The 15,114-nt window shown below is 55.9% G+C and carries 15 protein-coding genes; 7 read left to right on the top strand and 8 right to left on the bottom strand.

Annotation, left to right across the window (positions count from 1 at the left end):
* Window positions 1-1,293: 1,293 nt before the first annotated feature.
* Entirely contained in the window at window positions 1,294-1,767 is a 474-nt protein-coding gene (tsaE, locus tag IGS16_RS03595; RefSeq protein WP_367185720.1) for a tRNA (adenosine(37)-N6)-threonylcarbamoyltransferase complex ATPase subunit type 1 TsaE, read from the bottom strand.
* 217 nt (window positions 1,768-1,984) lie between these two features.
* Here tsaE and IGS16_RS03590 point away from each other — a divergent pair, with 217 nt between their 5' ends.
* On the top strand, window positions 1,985-3,952 hold the full coding sequence (locus IGS16_RS03590; RefSeq protein WP_297083387.1) for a DNA polymerase III subunit gamma/tau: 1,968 nt from the start codon (window positions 1,985-1,987) through the stop codon (window positions 3,950-3,952).
* A gap of 57 nt (window positions 3,953-4,009) precedes the next feature.
* Here the strand turns inward: IGS16_RS03590 and IGS16_RS03585 are convergent, their stop codons facing one another.
* The gene (locus IGS16_RS03585; RefSeq protein WP_297083386.1) at window positions 4,010-4,435 is read right to left on the bottom strand and encodes a GNAT family N-acetyltransferase; all 426 of its coding nucleotides are present in this window, start codon (window positions 4,433-4,435) and stop codon (window positions 4,010-4,012) included.
* 171 nt (window positions 4,436-4,606) lie between these two features.
* On the opposite strand from IGS16_RS03585, the gene IGS16_RS03580 reads away from it, so the two are divergent.
* Both IGS16_RS03580 and IGS16_RS03575 read left to right on the top strand, forming a co-directional pair.
* Window positions 4,607-5,449: a cold shock domain-containing protein gene (locus IGS16_RS03580; protein ID WP_297083385.1), complete on the top strand. Its 843-nt coding sequence runs from the start codon at window positions 4,607-4,609 to the stop codon at window positions 5,447-5,449.
* A gap of 37 nt (window positions 5,450-5,486) precedes the next feature.
* The gene (locus IGS16_RS03575; protein WP_297083384.1) at window positions 5,487-5,975 is read left to right on the top strand and encodes a DUF2721 domain-containing protein; all 489 of its coding nucleotides are present in this window, start codon (window positions 5,487-5,489) and stop codon (window positions 5,973-5,975) included.
* 199 nt (window positions 5,976-6,174) lie between these two features.
* On the opposite strand, the gene typA is transcribed toward IGS16_RS03575, so the two are convergent.
* Complete coding sequence (gene typA / locus IGS16_RS03570; RefSeq protein WP_297083382.1) at window positions 6,175-7,965, bottom strand: translational GTPase TypA; 1,791 nt, start codon at window positions 7,963-7,965, stop codon at window positions 6,175-6,177.
* A 756-nt stretch (window positions 7,966-8,721) separates the two neighbouring features.
* Between typA and IGS16_RS03565 the strand changes: the two genes are divergently transcribed.
* Window positions 8,722-9,066 (top strand): hypothetical protein, encoded by a 345-nt coding sequence (locus tag IGS16_RS03565; RefSeq protein WP_068508157.1) that lies wholly within the window; start codon window positions 8,722-8,724, stop codon window positions 9,064-9,066.
* A 192-nt stretch (window positions 9,067-9,258) separates the two neighbouring features.
* Window positions 9,259-10,206, top strand: a complete 948-nt coding sequence (locus IGS16_RS03560; protein WP_297083381.1) for an NAD-dependent epimerase/dehydratase family protein — start codon at window positions 9,259-9,261, stop codon at window positions 10,204-10,206.
* A gap of 143 nt (window positions 10,207-10,349) precedes the next feature.
* Here the strand turns inward: IGS16_RS03560 and IGS16_RS03555 are convergent, their stop codons facing one another.
* Both IGS16_RS03555 and dcd read right to left on the bottom strand, forming a co-directional pair.
* Window positions 10,350-11,009, bottom strand: coding sequence for a pre-peptidase C-terminal domain-containing protein (locus IGS16_RS03555; protein ID WP_297083380.1), 660 nt, complete (start codon window positions 11,007-11,009; stop codon window positions 10,350-10,352).
* A 280-nt stretch (window positions 11,010-11,289) separates the two neighbouring features.
* Window positions 11,290-11,871 carry a dCTP deaminase gene (gene dcd, locus IGS16_RS03550; RefSeq protein WP_068508153.1) on the bottom strand — a complete coding sequence of 194 codons (582 nt, stop codon included), beginning with the start codon at window positions 11,869-11,871 and terminating at the stop codon, window positions 11,290-11,292.
* A 187-nt stretch (window positions 11,872-12,058) separates the two neighbouring features.
* Between dcd and IGS16_RS03545 the strand changes: the two genes are divergently transcribed.
* Window positions 12,059-12,487, top strand: a complete 429-nt coding sequence (locus tag IGS16_RS03545; RefSeq protein WP_297083378.1) for a hypothetical protein — start codon at window positions 12,059-12,061, stop codon at window positions 12,485-12,487.
* A 78-nt stretch (window positions 12,488-12,565) separates the two neighbouring features.
* Here IGS16_RS03545 and IGS16_RS03540 read toward each other — a convergent pair whose 3' ends face one another.
* Window positions 12,566-13,009, bottom strand: coding sequence for a pentapeptide repeat-containing protein (locus IGS16_RS03540; protein WP_297083377.1), 444 nt, complete (start codon window positions 13,007-13,009; stop codon window positions 12,566-12,568).
* A gap of 63 nt (window positions 13,010-13,072) precedes the next feature.
* On the opposite strand from IGS16_RS03540, the gene IGS16_RS03535 reads away from it, so the two are divergent.
* The gene (locus tag IGS16_RS03535; protein WP_297083376.1) at window positions 13,073-13,204 is read left to right on the top strand and encodes a hypothetical protein; all 132 of its coding nucleotides are present in this window, start codon (window positions 13,073-13,075) and stop codon (window positions 13,202-13,204) included.
* Window positions 13,205-13,212: 8 nt separating this feature from the next.
* Here the strand turns inward: IGS16_RS03535 and IGS16_RS03530 are convergent, their stop codons facing one another.
* Together IGS16_RS03530 and IGS16_RS03525 are read right to left on the bottom strand one after the other, a co-directional pair.
* Entirely contained in the window at window positions 13,213-13,722 is a 510-nt protein-coding gene (locus IGS16_RS03530) for a hypothetical protein (RefSeq protein WP_297083374.1), read from the bottom strand.
* Between the two features lie 159 nt (window positions 13,723-13,881).
* A complete protein-coding gene (locus IGS16_RS03525; RefSeq protein WP_297083373.1) occupies window positions 13,882-14,946 on the bottom strand; it encodes a M42 family peptidase in 1,065 nt (354 codons plus the stop codon).
* Between the last annotated feature and the right edge of the window lie 168 nt (window positions 14,947-15,114).

Raw genomic sequence — 15,114 nt, 5'->3', positions numbered from 1 at the left:
AGCCAAATGCGGTGAGGCAGAGTCAAATGTCTAGGGCGATCGCCCCCAAAGCATTCAGCAATAGCAACCCCACCTAGCCGGCTGAACTTGAGTTTTGCTTATACCTGCCTTAAGCGAACAGGCTAAGAAATCCAAAAGCTCAGCAACAAGCTCAGCAACAGTAGATCGCCAGGGCGCTTGTAAAAAAACAACCCCGTGATCTTGGAGCGCTAATGAAAACAGTCAGATTTCGAGGAGCGACAGGTGAACTAATGCTTGCAGAAACACGTTTCAGAGAACATGTTCACGAAAACATGCTTGCAAATGCATGGCTTCCGAAACACAAACCCAAAGAAACACATCGTTGTCAGAATGTGCTCTTCTAAGGATATGTTTCGCCAACCAACAAGCTAGATTCCGATTTCAGCAATGCCGAGAAGCTCGTAACAAAGGATGAAGTTGTAGCCGCGTAATGGGTCTACAAAAACGTCCATTTGGTTTAGCTTAAGGGCGGCTGCTTCGGTCAGCAACTCTACAGCGTTTAACGTAGCCCTAACACTCAGTAAAGAGCTTTAGACTTTTGGTCTGAGAGCATTACACGGCTTCATGAACACCCAGCCCTTGACGTGCAGAGAGAGCCATGCACAAGAACAAGCCTTGAGAGAACTCTCTAAAGCTTGCTGCCAGAAACTGGGCGATCGCGCAGTGTACCTCCTACAGCCAACCGAACCCATTCTCAGTAGGCGGGTAACCCTGGCGGCTTGCCGCTAAAGGCCCTATCCACCCCTAAACCAACGCTACTGACTTAGCAAACTCGAACACTGCAATCGCTCTTTTATGGCGATCTTAGCGTCAACTTTACAGAGATAGCATAAGTAAGTTTTCTTAGGAGCCGAGAGATGCACCCGAAATCGTGGTTTAGAAGTACGCCAGCGCCAAGACCAACAGGCTGAACCTCAGGCATAGCCCCAGTTCAGACCGCCATTCAGATGCTCACGCAGACTCCGTTGGCCCACAGACCTAGTGAACCACTCCACCCATCCCCCATTTCTCCCCTTTGAGAATCCGATAGACATCGGCCAAACGGCGGATATATCGAACCTGTCATTCCCAAAAAGGCACGCCAGGAACCATTCGGTGAAGCGCATCATAGGGTTTTCCCTGAGAAAGGCCCTACGCAAAATCCCGATATATCTAAAGTAATATTTTAGTAGCCCTTTTGACTAAATGAACTGCTAAGGTCACAAAACCAATACAAAATTGGAATCTTCTATAAAAGCTTTATCCATCTGTCATGGAGTCTAGACTTGCAGCTCAGGCAAACTGCGCTGGTAGATTTCCTAGGTAGTCCGCCCAGTTAAATTCTCCAGCAGAAGTGAGATGGGCCCGTCGTTTGGCGGAGGAATGAGGCTGGAGCGATAGATGGAGGTGTGGACTAGGCGCAACCATCAGGCGATCGGCCCATTCGATGGCAACAATGCCCAACGGCAAATCTTGCCCCTCCCAATATTGGTCTAGATACAGCGCTTCTGTTTCCGCTGGCTCCAGTCGATACAGATCCATGTGATAGAGCGGGATGCGCCCCTCGGCATATTCGTTCACGAGGGTAAACGTGGGGCTGACGATGGGGTCTGAAATGCCCAAGCCCAGCCCAATGCCCTGAACAAGGGTGGTTTTGCCTGCACCAAGGTCGCCCTCCAAAAGCAGAATGCTGCCTGCTGGGAGCGATCGCCCCAAAAATTCTCCCAAGCGCTGGGTGGCGGCAGCATCGGGCAGGTCGAGGGTCAAGGGCAACAGTTGAGCAGACATGGTGAACCGCAGCGGTTATAAATACAGCAAGAAATATTACGGCAAGAAATATTAGGAACTTCAGGATTCGCGAGCGCCTGCAACCCATTATGCGAGGTACAGGTCAACATGGGTTCTCCGCCTTGCGGTGGCTCTAGAACTCAGACTGTTTAGATCAGACTCTTTAGAATAGTAAGAGCGTTCACCCCTTGCCATCGTGACCTACGAACCGCTGCACCACAAATATCGTCCCCAGACCTTTTCGGAACTGGTGGGTCAGGAGGCGATCGCCGCCACGCTGACCAACGCCCTGCGTCAGCAAAAGATCGCCCCGGCGTACCTGTTCACTGGGGCACGCGGCACGGGCAAAACCTCCAGCGCCCGGATTTTGGCAAAATCGCTGAACTGCCTGCAAGCCGAGCAGCCCACCGAAAAGCCCTGCGGTCAGTGTGAGGTCTGCCGCATGGTGGCCCAGGGTACTGCGCTCGACGTGATCGAAATCGATGCCGCCAGCAACACGGGCGTAGACAACATTCGTGAACTGATTGAGCGGGCCCAGTTTGCCCCAGTCCAGTGTCGCTACAAGGTGTACGTTGTCGATGAATGTCATATGCTCAGCAATGCGGCGTTTAATGCTCTGCTGAAGACGCTGGAGGAGCCGCCGCCCCATGTGGTGTTTGTGTTGGCGACAACCGACCCACAGCGGGTGCTGCCGACGATTATTTCGCGCTGCCAGCGGTTTGACTTTCGCCGCATTCCGCTGGAGGCAATGGTGACGCATCTGGGGGCGATCGCCCGCGCCGAGTCTATCCCCATCACGCCGGAGGCGCTGCATCTGGTAGCGCAAATTTCCCAGGGCGGGCTGCGCGATGCGGAGAGTTTGCTCGACCAGCTCAGCCTGCTGGAGGGCGAAATTTCCACGGAAAAAGTGTGGGATTTGGTGGGCGCTGTGCCAGAGCGAGACTTGCTGGATCTGGTGAGGGCGATCGCCGCCGACCAGCCCGCCCCCGTCCTCGACAGCGCCCGCCGCCTGATGGATCGCGGACGGGAACCGCTCGTTGTGCTGCAAAACCTGACCAGCTTCTACCGCGACCTGCTGATTGCCAAAACCGCGCCTAGCCGCAGCGACTTGGTTGCCATCACGCCCAACACTTGGGCAGAAATGTGCGAGTTTGTCGCATCGCTGCCCATCGAGATGCTGCAACAGGGGCAGCAGCGCTTGCAGGAAAACGAGCCGCGCCTACGCCAAAACAGCCAGCCGCGCCTGTGGCTTGAAGTCGCGCTGATGGGACTACTGCCGTCGGCGGTGTCGCTGCCGTCGGCGGGAAGCGCAGTGCCCAAGGTCATTGCCGCGCCTGCCCCCGCGCCTGCCCCCGCGCCGACTCCTCCCACACCCACCCCTGTGCCTCCGGCGATCGCACCCACCCCAGCCCCGGCAGCCGTTTCGCCCGCGGCCGCTGCTCCGCCGCCTGCACCCGCGCCCGCCCAACCCTCACCAGCAGACCTCCCGGCTCCACTCCCCCAATCCTCCAATCCTCCGGCTCCTCCGCCCGCCGACCTGACTCAAATCTGGCAAGACGTTCTCAGCCTGATGCACCCCCCCTCGACTGCGATCCTGCTGCGGCAGCAGTGTCGTCTGCTGGGGTTTGACGGGCAGACGGCGCGAATTGGTGTGAATTCCCAGCCTTTGTTCAACATGGCCAAGAGCAAATTGCCCAATATAGAAGCAGCCTTTGCCAAGCTCCAGAACGAAGCTATCCGCGTGACGCTGGAGGTGGCCACAGGCGGTGAGACTATGGCAGCGTCCAATTCTGCTGGTGTGCCCGCCAGTGGGTCTGCTAGTGCGCCTGCTAGTGTGCCACCCGTGCCAGCCGCGCCACCGCAATCGCCAACTGCCCCGACTGCTCCAACTGCTCCAACTGCTCCACTTGCTCCGTCGCCCGCTGCTGCCGAACCCGATCGTGCCACGCCGGCGATCGCCCCATCCCACCCCTTTCCCGAAGTCTCACCCCTGCCGCCACCCATTCCAGCTTGGGAAGCCGAGGACGAGGTGCTGCGGGCGGCCAAGAGCCTGGCACAGATGTTTAATGGGCAATTGGTCAATCTAGATGGAGAGTTGCCCAACGCGAACACCGATTCTGGAGACGCAGAGGCCGCAGACGAGGAGGATGATGTGCCGTTTTAGCGGGTTTTGGGGCGGGCGATCGCCTGTTTCTTTGGCAACTGATCGACTCTGGTAGCCTTAGGTCAGCGGCAGAGAAAAATGGTGCGCGGCGATCGCCATTCGTTGGCGCAGATAAAACCGATGGGCTGCAAACCGCTGTACCCCCGAATCTAGCTCCATCGATCGGCAGCCGTGGGCGCGGGCATAGTCTACCAACCAGCCAAACAGCGCCTCACCATAGCCTTTGGAGCGGGCCGACTCGGTGGTGATCAGGTCATCCACATAGAGAAACGGCCCGGCAGACAGCGATTCCGTCAGGCGGAATCCGGCAACGGCTTTTACAGCATCCTCTTCGCTCAGATAGCCGATCCGAAAGCCGTGCCGGGCCTGTCGCTGCACCTGCGCTACAAATTCAGCTTCCACTAGATGCGGCCGCAGTTCTAGCAGCACGGGAAAGCAGCGCAATAGGTCAGACTCAGAGGTGGCGATCGCAATATTGGGCATTGGTCGGGCATTATTGGGTATGGTATCGAGACGAGTGTGAGCCTCTGAATCAGCCTGGTAAACCTTGCTCCACAAGGGTTTCAGGCTTATGAGAAAATGCTCAGGATTTCCTCATTCTAGGGCTGGAGCGGCATGTCAGCATGAAGGTCCCCTCTGCCATAAGCCGCAGCCATGACCACCACCCTAACCGTGGGCGATCGCTTTCCCGACGTAACCCTGCCCAACCAAGACGGCGAACCGATTACCCTCTCTAGCCTGACGCAGCCAGCGCTGGTCGATCACTACCTGGGCTTTGCGGACGGCTATCCGCTGATTTTGGTGTTCTATCGGGGGTTCTTTTGCCCGCGCGATCGCCAGCAGCTTCCGCAACTGGTACAGTTTCAAAGCGAACTGGCGGTGAACTATTGCAAGCTGGCCACAGTGTCGGTTGATCCACCCATTGTGCAGGCAGCGTTTCGGGCGGGGCTGGGGGCACAGTGGCCGTTTCTCTGCGACGAAGGGCGATCGCTCTTGCGGCAAATCAATATTCTGGACGAAACCGAAGGCGAATATGCCTATCGCCCCCAGCCCTATACCTTCGTGCTGCGTCCCGACCTGACGATTTACAGCCTTTACAATGGCTGGTTTTTTGTGGGACGGCCCACACTAGAGGAACTACGGCAAGATCTCCGCGCCATCATACAGACCCGCGTGGACTATCGCTACGAAGCCTATGATACGCCGGAGGTAAGGCAGATTCGCATTCCGCAGCAGACCTGGGCAACCGGAGCACCGCCGCTGGGCGAAAGCGGGCTGCCCGTGTTACGCGGCGTGGTGCGCTGGTTTGACCTGCGATCAGGCAACGGCATGATCACCAGAGACGACGGGGGAGAGGACGTATTTTTTAACTTCACAGCTATTCCTGGCGCAGGGTATCGCACCCTGGCAGTAGGAACAGCGGTGCAGTTTGAGCTAATCAAAGGTCGCTTTGGCGATACGGCTCGCAATGTGCAAAAAGAGAGTCCTTCTGCATAATTTCTCTCGCTCAACGTAGTGGATTAGAGGGGTTGAAATGAACGCCCAGCAGGTTGCCCAAACCATTCAATTAATCATTGCCCCCGTGGTTTTAGTCACGGCCTGTGCGCTGATTCAAAATGCGGTGTTGATGCGCTATTCCGCGATTGGTCAATCGATGCGATCGCTCGCCTTAGAGCGCCTCAATTTGCTGCGTTCCAAAGAGGACTATTTCTATGCGGAGCGACTCCAGGAAATCGATCGCCAAATTCCCCTGCTCACGCAGCACCATCGTCTTTTACAAAAAACGGTGATTGTTATTTACAGTGCTGTTTTAATATTTTTAATCAGCATGTTGGCGATCGCCCTAGCGGTTGCGTCTAATGCAGCGGCGATCGCCACGTTGACGCTGGGACTATTCCTTTTGGGAACCGGAACCTTGGTCTTAGGCGTATTTTTAATTATTCGAGAAGTCCGCCTATCTCATCGAGCCGTCTGCTATGAAGTCGGGCGCATTTCCTCACTCGAAAAAACAGCCCAAACTTGAGAACCATATCGATTTTAGATTTTGGATTGCTTTAGATTTTGGATTGCTAGTGAGCCATTTCAGAACCATCAGGCTCGATGCAACTGCCTGGATCACGAAGTAAAAAAACCGGAATAAGGCTTACCTCATTCCGGTTTCTGTTTCTAAAACGGTTGCCGATCCAACCTCTGATCCTCAGCGCCTATTGGCCATTGCGGCGTTAGCGCTTCGCCAGTTTTTTCACCATCTTTCGCAGGCGGATAGACTCTGGCGTGACCTCCAGCAGCTCGTCCGGGCCGATGTATTCCAGCGCCCGCTCCAGGCTCATTTCCACCGGGGCCTGAAGCTGTACCAGTTCGTCGCCGCCCGATGCTCGGTGGTTGGTCAACTGTTTGGTCTTGCAAACGTTTAGCTCCAGGTCTTGGGGGCGGTTGTGCTCGCCAATGATCATCCCTTTGTAAACCTTTGTCCCTGGCGTGATGAAGAACACGCCCCGGTCTTCGGCGTTTTTCATGGCATAGAAAGTGGCCACGCCCTCTTCAAAGGAAATCAGCACGCCGTTGCGACGGGTTTCCACCTCACCCGACAGTGGGCGATAGTCCAAAAAGCTGTGGCTCATGATGCCTTCGCCGCGAGTCAGGCGCATGAATTCGCCCCGGAAGCCGATCAGCCCGCGTGCAGGAATCACAAACTCCAGTTGGGTGCGACCATTGCCGCCGACGCGCATATCCTGCATCTCGCCGCGCCGCTGCCCCAGACGCTCAATACAGCCGCCGACGCTCTCTTCCGGCACATCCAGCACCAGTAGTTCAAACGGCTCGCAGGGTTGCCCGTTTACTTCTCGATAGATGACCTGCGGCTGCGACACCTGAAACTCGTACCCTTCGCGGCGCATCGTTTCGATCAAAATGCCCAAGTGCATTTCACCCCGACCCGACACGGCAAACTTGTCGGGCGAGTCGGTTTCTTCGACGCGCAGGGCGACGTTGGTTTCTAGCTCGCGCATGAGGCGATCGCGCACCTGGCGAGACGTGACCAGCTTGCCTTCCTTGCCCGCAAAGGGAGAATCGTTGACCCAGAAGGTCATTTGCAGCGTCGGTTCATCGACTTTGATCAGCGGCAGCGCCTGGGGATTTTCGGGGTCGGTGATGGTTTCGCCAATGTTGGCATCGGCAAAGCCCGCCACTGCAACAATATTGCCTGCCGTGGCGCTTTCTAGCTCTACCCGCTTCAGACCCTCAAAGCCCAGCAGCTTGCTGATTTTCGCCTTGACCACCGCCCCCGTTTCCGTCACGAGCGCAGCCTGCTGCCCCGCCTGAATCGTGCCGTTGTGGATGCGGCCGATAACGATGCGACCGAGATATTCCGAATAGTCGAGCGTCGTTACCTGAAGCTGGAGCGGCTTGGCCGGGTCGCCAACAGGCGCGGGCACATGCTCCAAAATTGCCTCAAACAAGGGCTGCATGTCAGTGCTATCGTCGTCCAGGTCTTTCTTCGCAAAGCCGCTCAGTCCCGACGCAAACAGATAGGGAAACTCGCACTGGTCGTCGTCTGCGCCCAGTTCCAGGAAGAGATCCAGCACTTTGTCAATCGCCCCGAAGGGATCAGCCTGGGGACGGTCGATTTTGTTCACCACAACCACCGGACGTAGCCCCTTTTCCAGCGCTTTTTTCAGCACAAAGCGGGTCTGGGGCATCGGGCCTTCGTTCGCGTCCACAATCAGCACGCAGCCATCGACCATGCCCAGCACTCGCTCCACTTCGCCCCCAAAGTCGGCGTGGCCAGGCGTGTCCACGATGTTGATCAGTGTGTCTTTGTAGCGAACGGCAGTGTTTTTCGCCAGGATGGTGATGCCGCGCTCACGCTCCAGGGCGTTGGAGTCCATCACGCAGTCGGGGACTTCTTCGCCTTCTCGAAAGGTGCCGGACTGTTTCAGCAGCGCGTCTACCAGCGTGGTCTTGCCGTGGTCAACGTGGGCAATGATGGCAACATTGCGAATCGGCAGTGTCATAAGGAGAAGTCCCGGTTGAAAGTGAATAATGCGTGAATGGGGTGGGCTGAAACCTGGCAGTGCCAGCACTCTCTGGGTGGTTTAGCAAAGAGCAGCGGGCGGGATTGAGGAATCTTTATATGGGGAACTATCGGCACAAAAGCTTAGTGAACGCCGCTGGAAAAGCTCTGGACTCGGTGCCAGGGGCGATCGCCTCTAACCTCTAGCCTCTTAGCTCTAACCTCTTGGCTCCTACCTCTTAAGAAATTCTTTCTTGCCGAAGCGCCAGATTCCATGTAAAGAAGCCGTAACGATTCTAGCTTATTCGTTACCCAATCTGCTTGCCCCGCTGTGCTGAGATTGCCCAATCTCACCCAGAGCACAACCAGTCCCCAAAAGCGACTCGCAAAATATCCCCAATACACCAGATATTCACCTTTTTCGTAGGCCGCAGCCCAACGGCATTCCAGGTCGAAGCGCCGGATTTCAAAGTTTTTTGAACTTGCTTAGCCAGGGCCTTCCGAATCTCGGATAGAGCCATTAAAATCCCATGCTTAAGATGTTGTTACGGGGGAGGCAAACAGTTACATCCCATACCAACTAGGCGATCGCGCTTTTTACTGAAGCCGCTCGTGGGGTTGTCTCTGATACTTTTTTCTTCTTTTTTAGCGATTTACGTTTAGTGATTTACGGTTTGCACTCACTTTTTCGACAAACGCGCCTATCAATACGCCTAACCGATCAGCACTGAGATTACACAAGCGGTGAGATGTAGCTATGAACTACTCATTTGAACTGGTGGGCATTTCGCCCATTCTGTCGTTTTTTAACCACCAGCACAGCACCCCCGCCCACCGAGGCGCAGAGTATTTGGGAGCCTATCGCTGCACGCTGGATGCATTTCTGGAATCCGTGGAAACGGTGCCCCGAAAGCGGGGTTGGAACCTGGATGCTGTGGTAGACAGCGTGGTGAACTTTTGGCTGAACAACGGCGAACAGGTGCGCCACTGGCGGCAGCGGCTCGAAGATGCGGGCAGAGAAAACGTCTTGGTGGCTAGGGTTGCCAATGTGCAGGCGATGCAGCAAGAGTTCGAGGCATTGCTAAACCGTCCGCCGCAATAAGTCTGAAATCAGTCTGACCACGAGTTGGGCAGAATCGCTCTGGAAAACCGTCCCTGGAAAACCGTCACAGTGTGCCCTTTCCAGACCTCTGGCTGGGGTGTAGAATCTGGATTTGCCGAAAAGCGCATCGCATTTTGAAACGGCAGCGCAGGGTTGGCACAGCAGGTGGTTCCAGAGGAGTGGGCAACAGGTATGGCGACGTGTGTGGTGACGGGAGCGGCGGGATTCATTGGGTCACATTTGACGGAGGCGCTGCTCAATCGGGGCGATCGCGTCATTGGCATTGACGAGTTTAACGACTACTATGACCCGGCGCTCAAGCGCAAGAACATTGCCACGGCGGAGCAAAACCCCAACTTCCACCTGATCGAAGCCGACATCCAAACGCTGAATTGGACCATGCTGCTTGAAGGCGTGGATGTGGTGTTTCACCAGGCGGCGCAGGCCGGCGTGCGGGCAAGCTGGGGCGAGGGCTTTCGCCTCTATACCGAGCGCAATGTCAACGCCACGCAGATTTTGCTAGAGGCCGCCAAGCAAGCTCCCAGTTTAAAGCGGCTGGTGTTTGCTTCGTCGTCTTCGATCTACGGCAATGCAGAAACCCTACCGACGGCTGAAACGCTCTGTCCACAGCCTGTTTCGCCCTACGGCATTACCAAACTGGCAGGCGAACATCTGTGTCAGCTTTATTACCAAAATTTCAATGTGCCCGTCAGCATTCTGCGCTATTTCACAGTCTATGGGCCGCGCCAACGAAGCGACATGGCGTTTCACAAGTTCTTTAAGGCGGTGCTGGAAGACCGCGAGATTTCAATCTATGGCGACGGGCAGCAGACGCGGGATTTTACCTTTGTCAGCGATGCGATCGCCGCCAATCTCGCTGCTGCCAGCGTAGAGGCTGCCATCGGCGAAACCTTTAACATTGGCGGCGGTAGCCGAGTCGTGCTGACGGACGTGCTAGACACAATCGACCAAATCACCGGAAAACCTCTGCGCCGCAAGCACGTTGGCAACGCCGCCGGAGATGCCCGCCACACCGCCGCCGACGTGTCTAAGGCGAGGCAACTTCTTGGCTACGCCCCCCAGGTTTCTCTAAAAGAAGGGCTGGCGCAGGAGTGGGAGTGGATTCAGGCGCTTTATTGATTACTGAAGCTGGATTATTGGATCTGGATTACTGGGCCAGGACTATTGGGTCAGGGCTGGTGCAGTTGAATGACTTCTCGCGAGTTGCGCCCACGAGAAGCCATCGCCAAACCTCAGAAAACCATATCGAACTGGGCAAGTCCCTACTGCGGGGGAACTTCGTCCAGGTAGGTCAACTGTTCGCGGAGCATCTGAGCCATGTCGCTGTTGCCCTGCTGCTCGTAAAGGGCGATCGCCCGCTGATAGTCTGCCCGCGTACCGTTCAGGTTGCCCTGGACATAATGCACATCGCCACGGTCGAGGTAAGCTTCAGGACGACTCGAATCCAGACGAATCGCTTCGTTAAACGCGGTCAGCGCTGCGTTCATGTCCCCTGTCCGATACACCTCGGTAGCGCGAGAATACGCCTGGTCGTATGGCGTTGCGGGGCGCACCGTCACTAGGTAGTTGCCGCCCTGTCCCGAAAAGGAACGAGCCAGCACCTTGTACGTGCCGTTAGAAGGCAGCGTAATCACAATGGTTGAATTCAGGCTGCGGGCGTAGTCGTCATTGCTGGCGATTTCTTGCCCTGAGGGCGACTGCAACACCAAAAACGTGTCAAAGTCGGTGCTGGTCATAGAGATCGTCACCGTATCGCCGGCCTTGCCCGCAAAGGTGTATTCATTCTGCATTGGGGCCAGGCTGCCCCGCTCCTCAAATAGCACCTGTGCAGCGGCCGGGCGAGTCGTCGCCACCCAAGACCCACCGCCCAAAACCAACACCGTCGCCAATACCACACTCGCCTTTTCAAATCGTTTCAGCATGGTTCTCACAATATCCTCGACTGGGTTACTTGACTGCTCGATCATCTACAAGCCACGTACAAGGCATATACAAGACACATACAAGACACGGATGGCAAAGGCATGGCCCTGATTCCTGAAACGCCGTGTCTCTTAACTGACCTTGTTAATGATCTTGCAAATTTGCCAATAGGCTTTGCACATGGACTCTCATAGACTTCAGTCCTGGCGGTGGAGTTTCCTGACAAATCTTGGCAGAAAGGGTTAAAAAAGCAACACGCAGGACGAGCAGAGCAGGAACCTATACTCGCGCCAGCGTTACCACCTCAGACTGATCTTGATATTTCCCTTGTCGCGTCTCATAACTCACAGCACAGGGTTCCCCTTCCAAAAAGAGAAGCTGCACTACGCCTTCATTGGCATAGATGCGGCAGTCAGCGCTGGAGGAATTGGAAAATTCTAGGGTCAAGTGTCCGCGCCAGGAGGCTTCGGCGGGCGTGATGTTGGCGATGATGCCGCAGCGGGCGTAGGTGCTTTTGCCCATGCAGATGACAGTGATGTAGTCGGGCACTTCCAGCCGCTCTAGCGCCACGCCCAGCCCATAGCTGTGGGCCGGCAGCACGAAATATTGGCCAGACTCGTCTTCGTGTAGCTCGGTACTTTCCAGATTGGCGGGGTTGAAATGCTTGGGATCGACCACCGTGCCCGGTACATGACGGAAAATACGAAACTCGACGGGCGAGAGCCGCACGTCGTAGCCGAAGCTGCTGAGTCCGTAAGAGATGACCGGAAATCCATCGAGCGATCGCACGAGTTTTGGCTCGAAGGGTTTAATCATCCCGGCGGCTGCCTGTTCTTTGATCCAGGTGTCATTCTTAATCATTGCCACTTGCCCAGTCCTTTTGGAGGATAACTCCTGATAAAACAACCCGTAGCGTAAGTAAATCAAGATCATCCCATATCTAGCGTCGTGTCTGCCCTCGCTTCAGGATAATTTTGGGAGTTTTTGGGAACCATTGAGACGACTCGAATCTTCTTCACCCAGTCAAGGCGCTTGTTAGGATAATGGCATGACGACTAATCCAGATCATCCAGACAAATCCGAAAACAGCAGCAATTTTGAGCAGCAGGTCTTGACCCGGCTAGAGCAGCTTTCGACCGGGGTAATTGGGATGTCAACCCAGTTCAACTCACTGACCGATCGGGTGGATACGCTCTCGACGCAGGTGGATACGCTGTCTACACAGGTCGATACCCTCTCAACGCGAGTGGATACGCTCTCGACGCGGGTGGATACCCTCTCAACGCGAGTCGATACGTTCTCGACGGATGTTGAACAGTTATCCAAGGGCTTTACAAAACTGGATAACGAGCAAGAGCGCTTTAACGATCGCTTTAATGACTATCAGCGGGCGACCCAGTGGGTCGTGCAGCTTGCCTTTACGCTGATCGCCTCAGCCACGCTGACGGTGATTGTCACGTCGGTGCTGAGGCGATAGGGTTTGGTTATTTACGATTCAGCGCGTTTGATTCAGCGCGTTTGGTGCTGGGCTGCGCTTTGTTGCGAGCACAGGGGTTTAGTCACCACCGACGCTCAGATTGCTGCCCGCAGTTTCCGCACCCGCCAGGTTAATGCCTCGCAGCGTTGCACCCGTCGTTTGGGCGTGAAAGACCGTCGCATTGGTCAGGTTGGCATTGGTCAGGTTGGCCTCGATAAAGCTGGCGTTGGTGGCATAGGCATCCGTCAGGTTTGCCGAGGTCAGGTTTGCGCCTTCCAGGTCTGCCCCTTCCAAATTGGCACTTTGCAGGTTTGCGCCCTGCAAGTTGGCTCCGCGCAGGTCGGCTCCAATGAGGTGGGCCCCTTGCAAATCAGCCCCCTGTAGGTCGCAGCGGGCACAGGCTCCGGTAGACAGCAATTGCCAGACGTGATCCGGGTTTTCGGCCTGTGCAGGGGTTGCGAGGAAGAATGGCGTGGAGACGAGGGCGATCGCCAGCCATCGATTGCGCTTGTTGCGGGTCATAAGTGACCTCCCAAGACGATAGACAATACGTAAAAGTCGAGTCCATACACCCCTACTTCTACGATGTCACTGGCAACCGAAACTGCCCTCATGCGGGTGGATGATGCGATCAGGGGGTTTGCTCTTTCGATGGGTAGAACCGACCTGGCTGCACAAAAACGGCGATCGCAGCAAGGCAGTCCCACGCAATCCTGAAGTGTTTGCTAACTCCACACCGAATCCAACCAGCTCAGCAGCGGCCGCAGGTTAATCGAGCCATCTTCGGCAACTAGCTCCGGCAGTTGCAGCACGTTGAACTGCACCAGCGCCAAAATCACCACGGTATAGACTGTGGAAGTTGCCAGGCTGGTCAGCAGTTCCCGTTTGAGATGTCGCGGCTGGGGCTGATTTTGCACCACATCCACCACGCCCCACTGCATCATCAAAATGCCCAGCACGTTAGAGAGCCAGTATCCAGCGATGGTGCAGGGGATTAGCGTCTCTGGCGCAAAGCGGCTGACCACATACCCAAACCCATAGGCCACGGGCAGGTTAAACACCAAATCGTTCCACCAGGAGAGCGGCGACAGCATATAGCCAATCCCAAACACCAGCCCGCCGCGCAGCTTTTTGAGCCAGCGCCGAAGCGGAAATCCTGGCGATGGTGAGGGGGGGATATCTGAGCCTGAGGAAGGAGAAGCTATTGCAGCTTGGGGGGCAGGAGGTTGCGTCATGGGCTTTGGGAAAGCAGTGGAAGAACTGTGGAAAACCGACTGATGTCAAGTGATGTCCAAGTTACGTTAAATTGCGCCCGATTGGGTCTATCACATTGGTCTATTACTGATGAGCGATATGCTTGAGTTCCTTTAATCCAAAGCTCCATTTGCAGCGCCCTAGGGCCAGTCTGTCTCGCAGTAGGCTTGCAAAACGGGAACGCAATTGGCGATCGCCCCCAGGTGAGCAATCTCGTAGCCGTGCGTGTTTTGGGTAGGAAAGCTGAGGCAGGCGGCACGGGCAGCATGACCCATTTTCATGGCGATCGAGGCATCGCTGCCAAATCCGCTGATGGCAGCAAGCTGGAGCGGAATGCCCGTTTGCTCTGCGGCCTGGCGCAATTCCTGGTTCAACCCTTCGTCGTAGAGGCCGTAGCCGTCTTGCGACAACAGCACCGGCGCTTCACTATCGACGATTGGGTATTCCGCAGACAAGGGGCAAATCTCCAGGGCGATCAGCGCGGCGAGCGAGCGATTCCGGCTGAAATAGAGCGCCCCGACCGCGCCCACTTCTTCTTTGGCAGAGGCGACCAAGTAGGTGTCTAGGGCGGGTTCCTTCAGCACCCTGGCCAGCTCTAGCAAAATGGCGACCGAGGCTTTGTTATCCAGCGTATAGCTGGCGATATAGTCGCCCAGCCGAAACGGGCGCTTGCGGTGCTTGCCCACCACCATGCGCGTACCCGGACGAATACCCGCCGCCTCCAAATCCTGCAAACTGCACTTGGTTTCGACCCAGGCATCTTCCCAGCGCACAGGCTGATCTTCTTGCTGAGCCTTTTGGGGCGACTCGTGCGAGACGTGGCGCGACCCAAAGCTGAGGATACCGCTCAGCGTCGTGCGATCGCCCAGCAAGTCCACCACGCCCTCGCCATAGACCCAGGGAAACGCGCCGCCCAGCTTTCGCACCTGCACCCGCCCCGCCTCGCCGATTGATTTCACGATGCCGCCAATTTCGTCCTTGTGGCTAGTAATCGCAATCCCAGAACGCGCTGCATCGTTCGGTCGTTTTTCAGAGTTGCGTCCTGGAATCTTGGCGATCGCATTGCCCGCCTCGTCCAGCCACGCCTCCAGCCCCAGCGCCCGAAACCGCTCCAGCAAATACGCATCCACCTCGCCCTCTACCCCACTCGGCGAGTGGCACATGACGAGATCCGAAATTTGTTGGAACAGGTCGTCGTAGGGCATGGTTTGGGAGCAATCGGTGTGCGAAGGGGGAGAGGGAAGAGGGAAGAACGAAAACAGAAGAACGAAGAGAGAAGAAGTTTCGTTTTTCGTTTTTCGTTTTTCGTTTTTCGTTTTTCGTTTTTCGTTCTTCGTTTTTCGTTCTTCGTTTTTCGTTCTTCGTTTTTCGTT

The organism is Thermoleptolyngbya sp. C42_A2020_037, from assembly GCF_015272455.1.
Classification (GTDB): Bacteria; Cyanobacteriota; Cyanobacteriia; order Elainellales; family Elainellaceae; genus Thermoleptolyngbya.
This window is presented reverse-complemented; position numbering and strand designations above follow the sequence as displayed.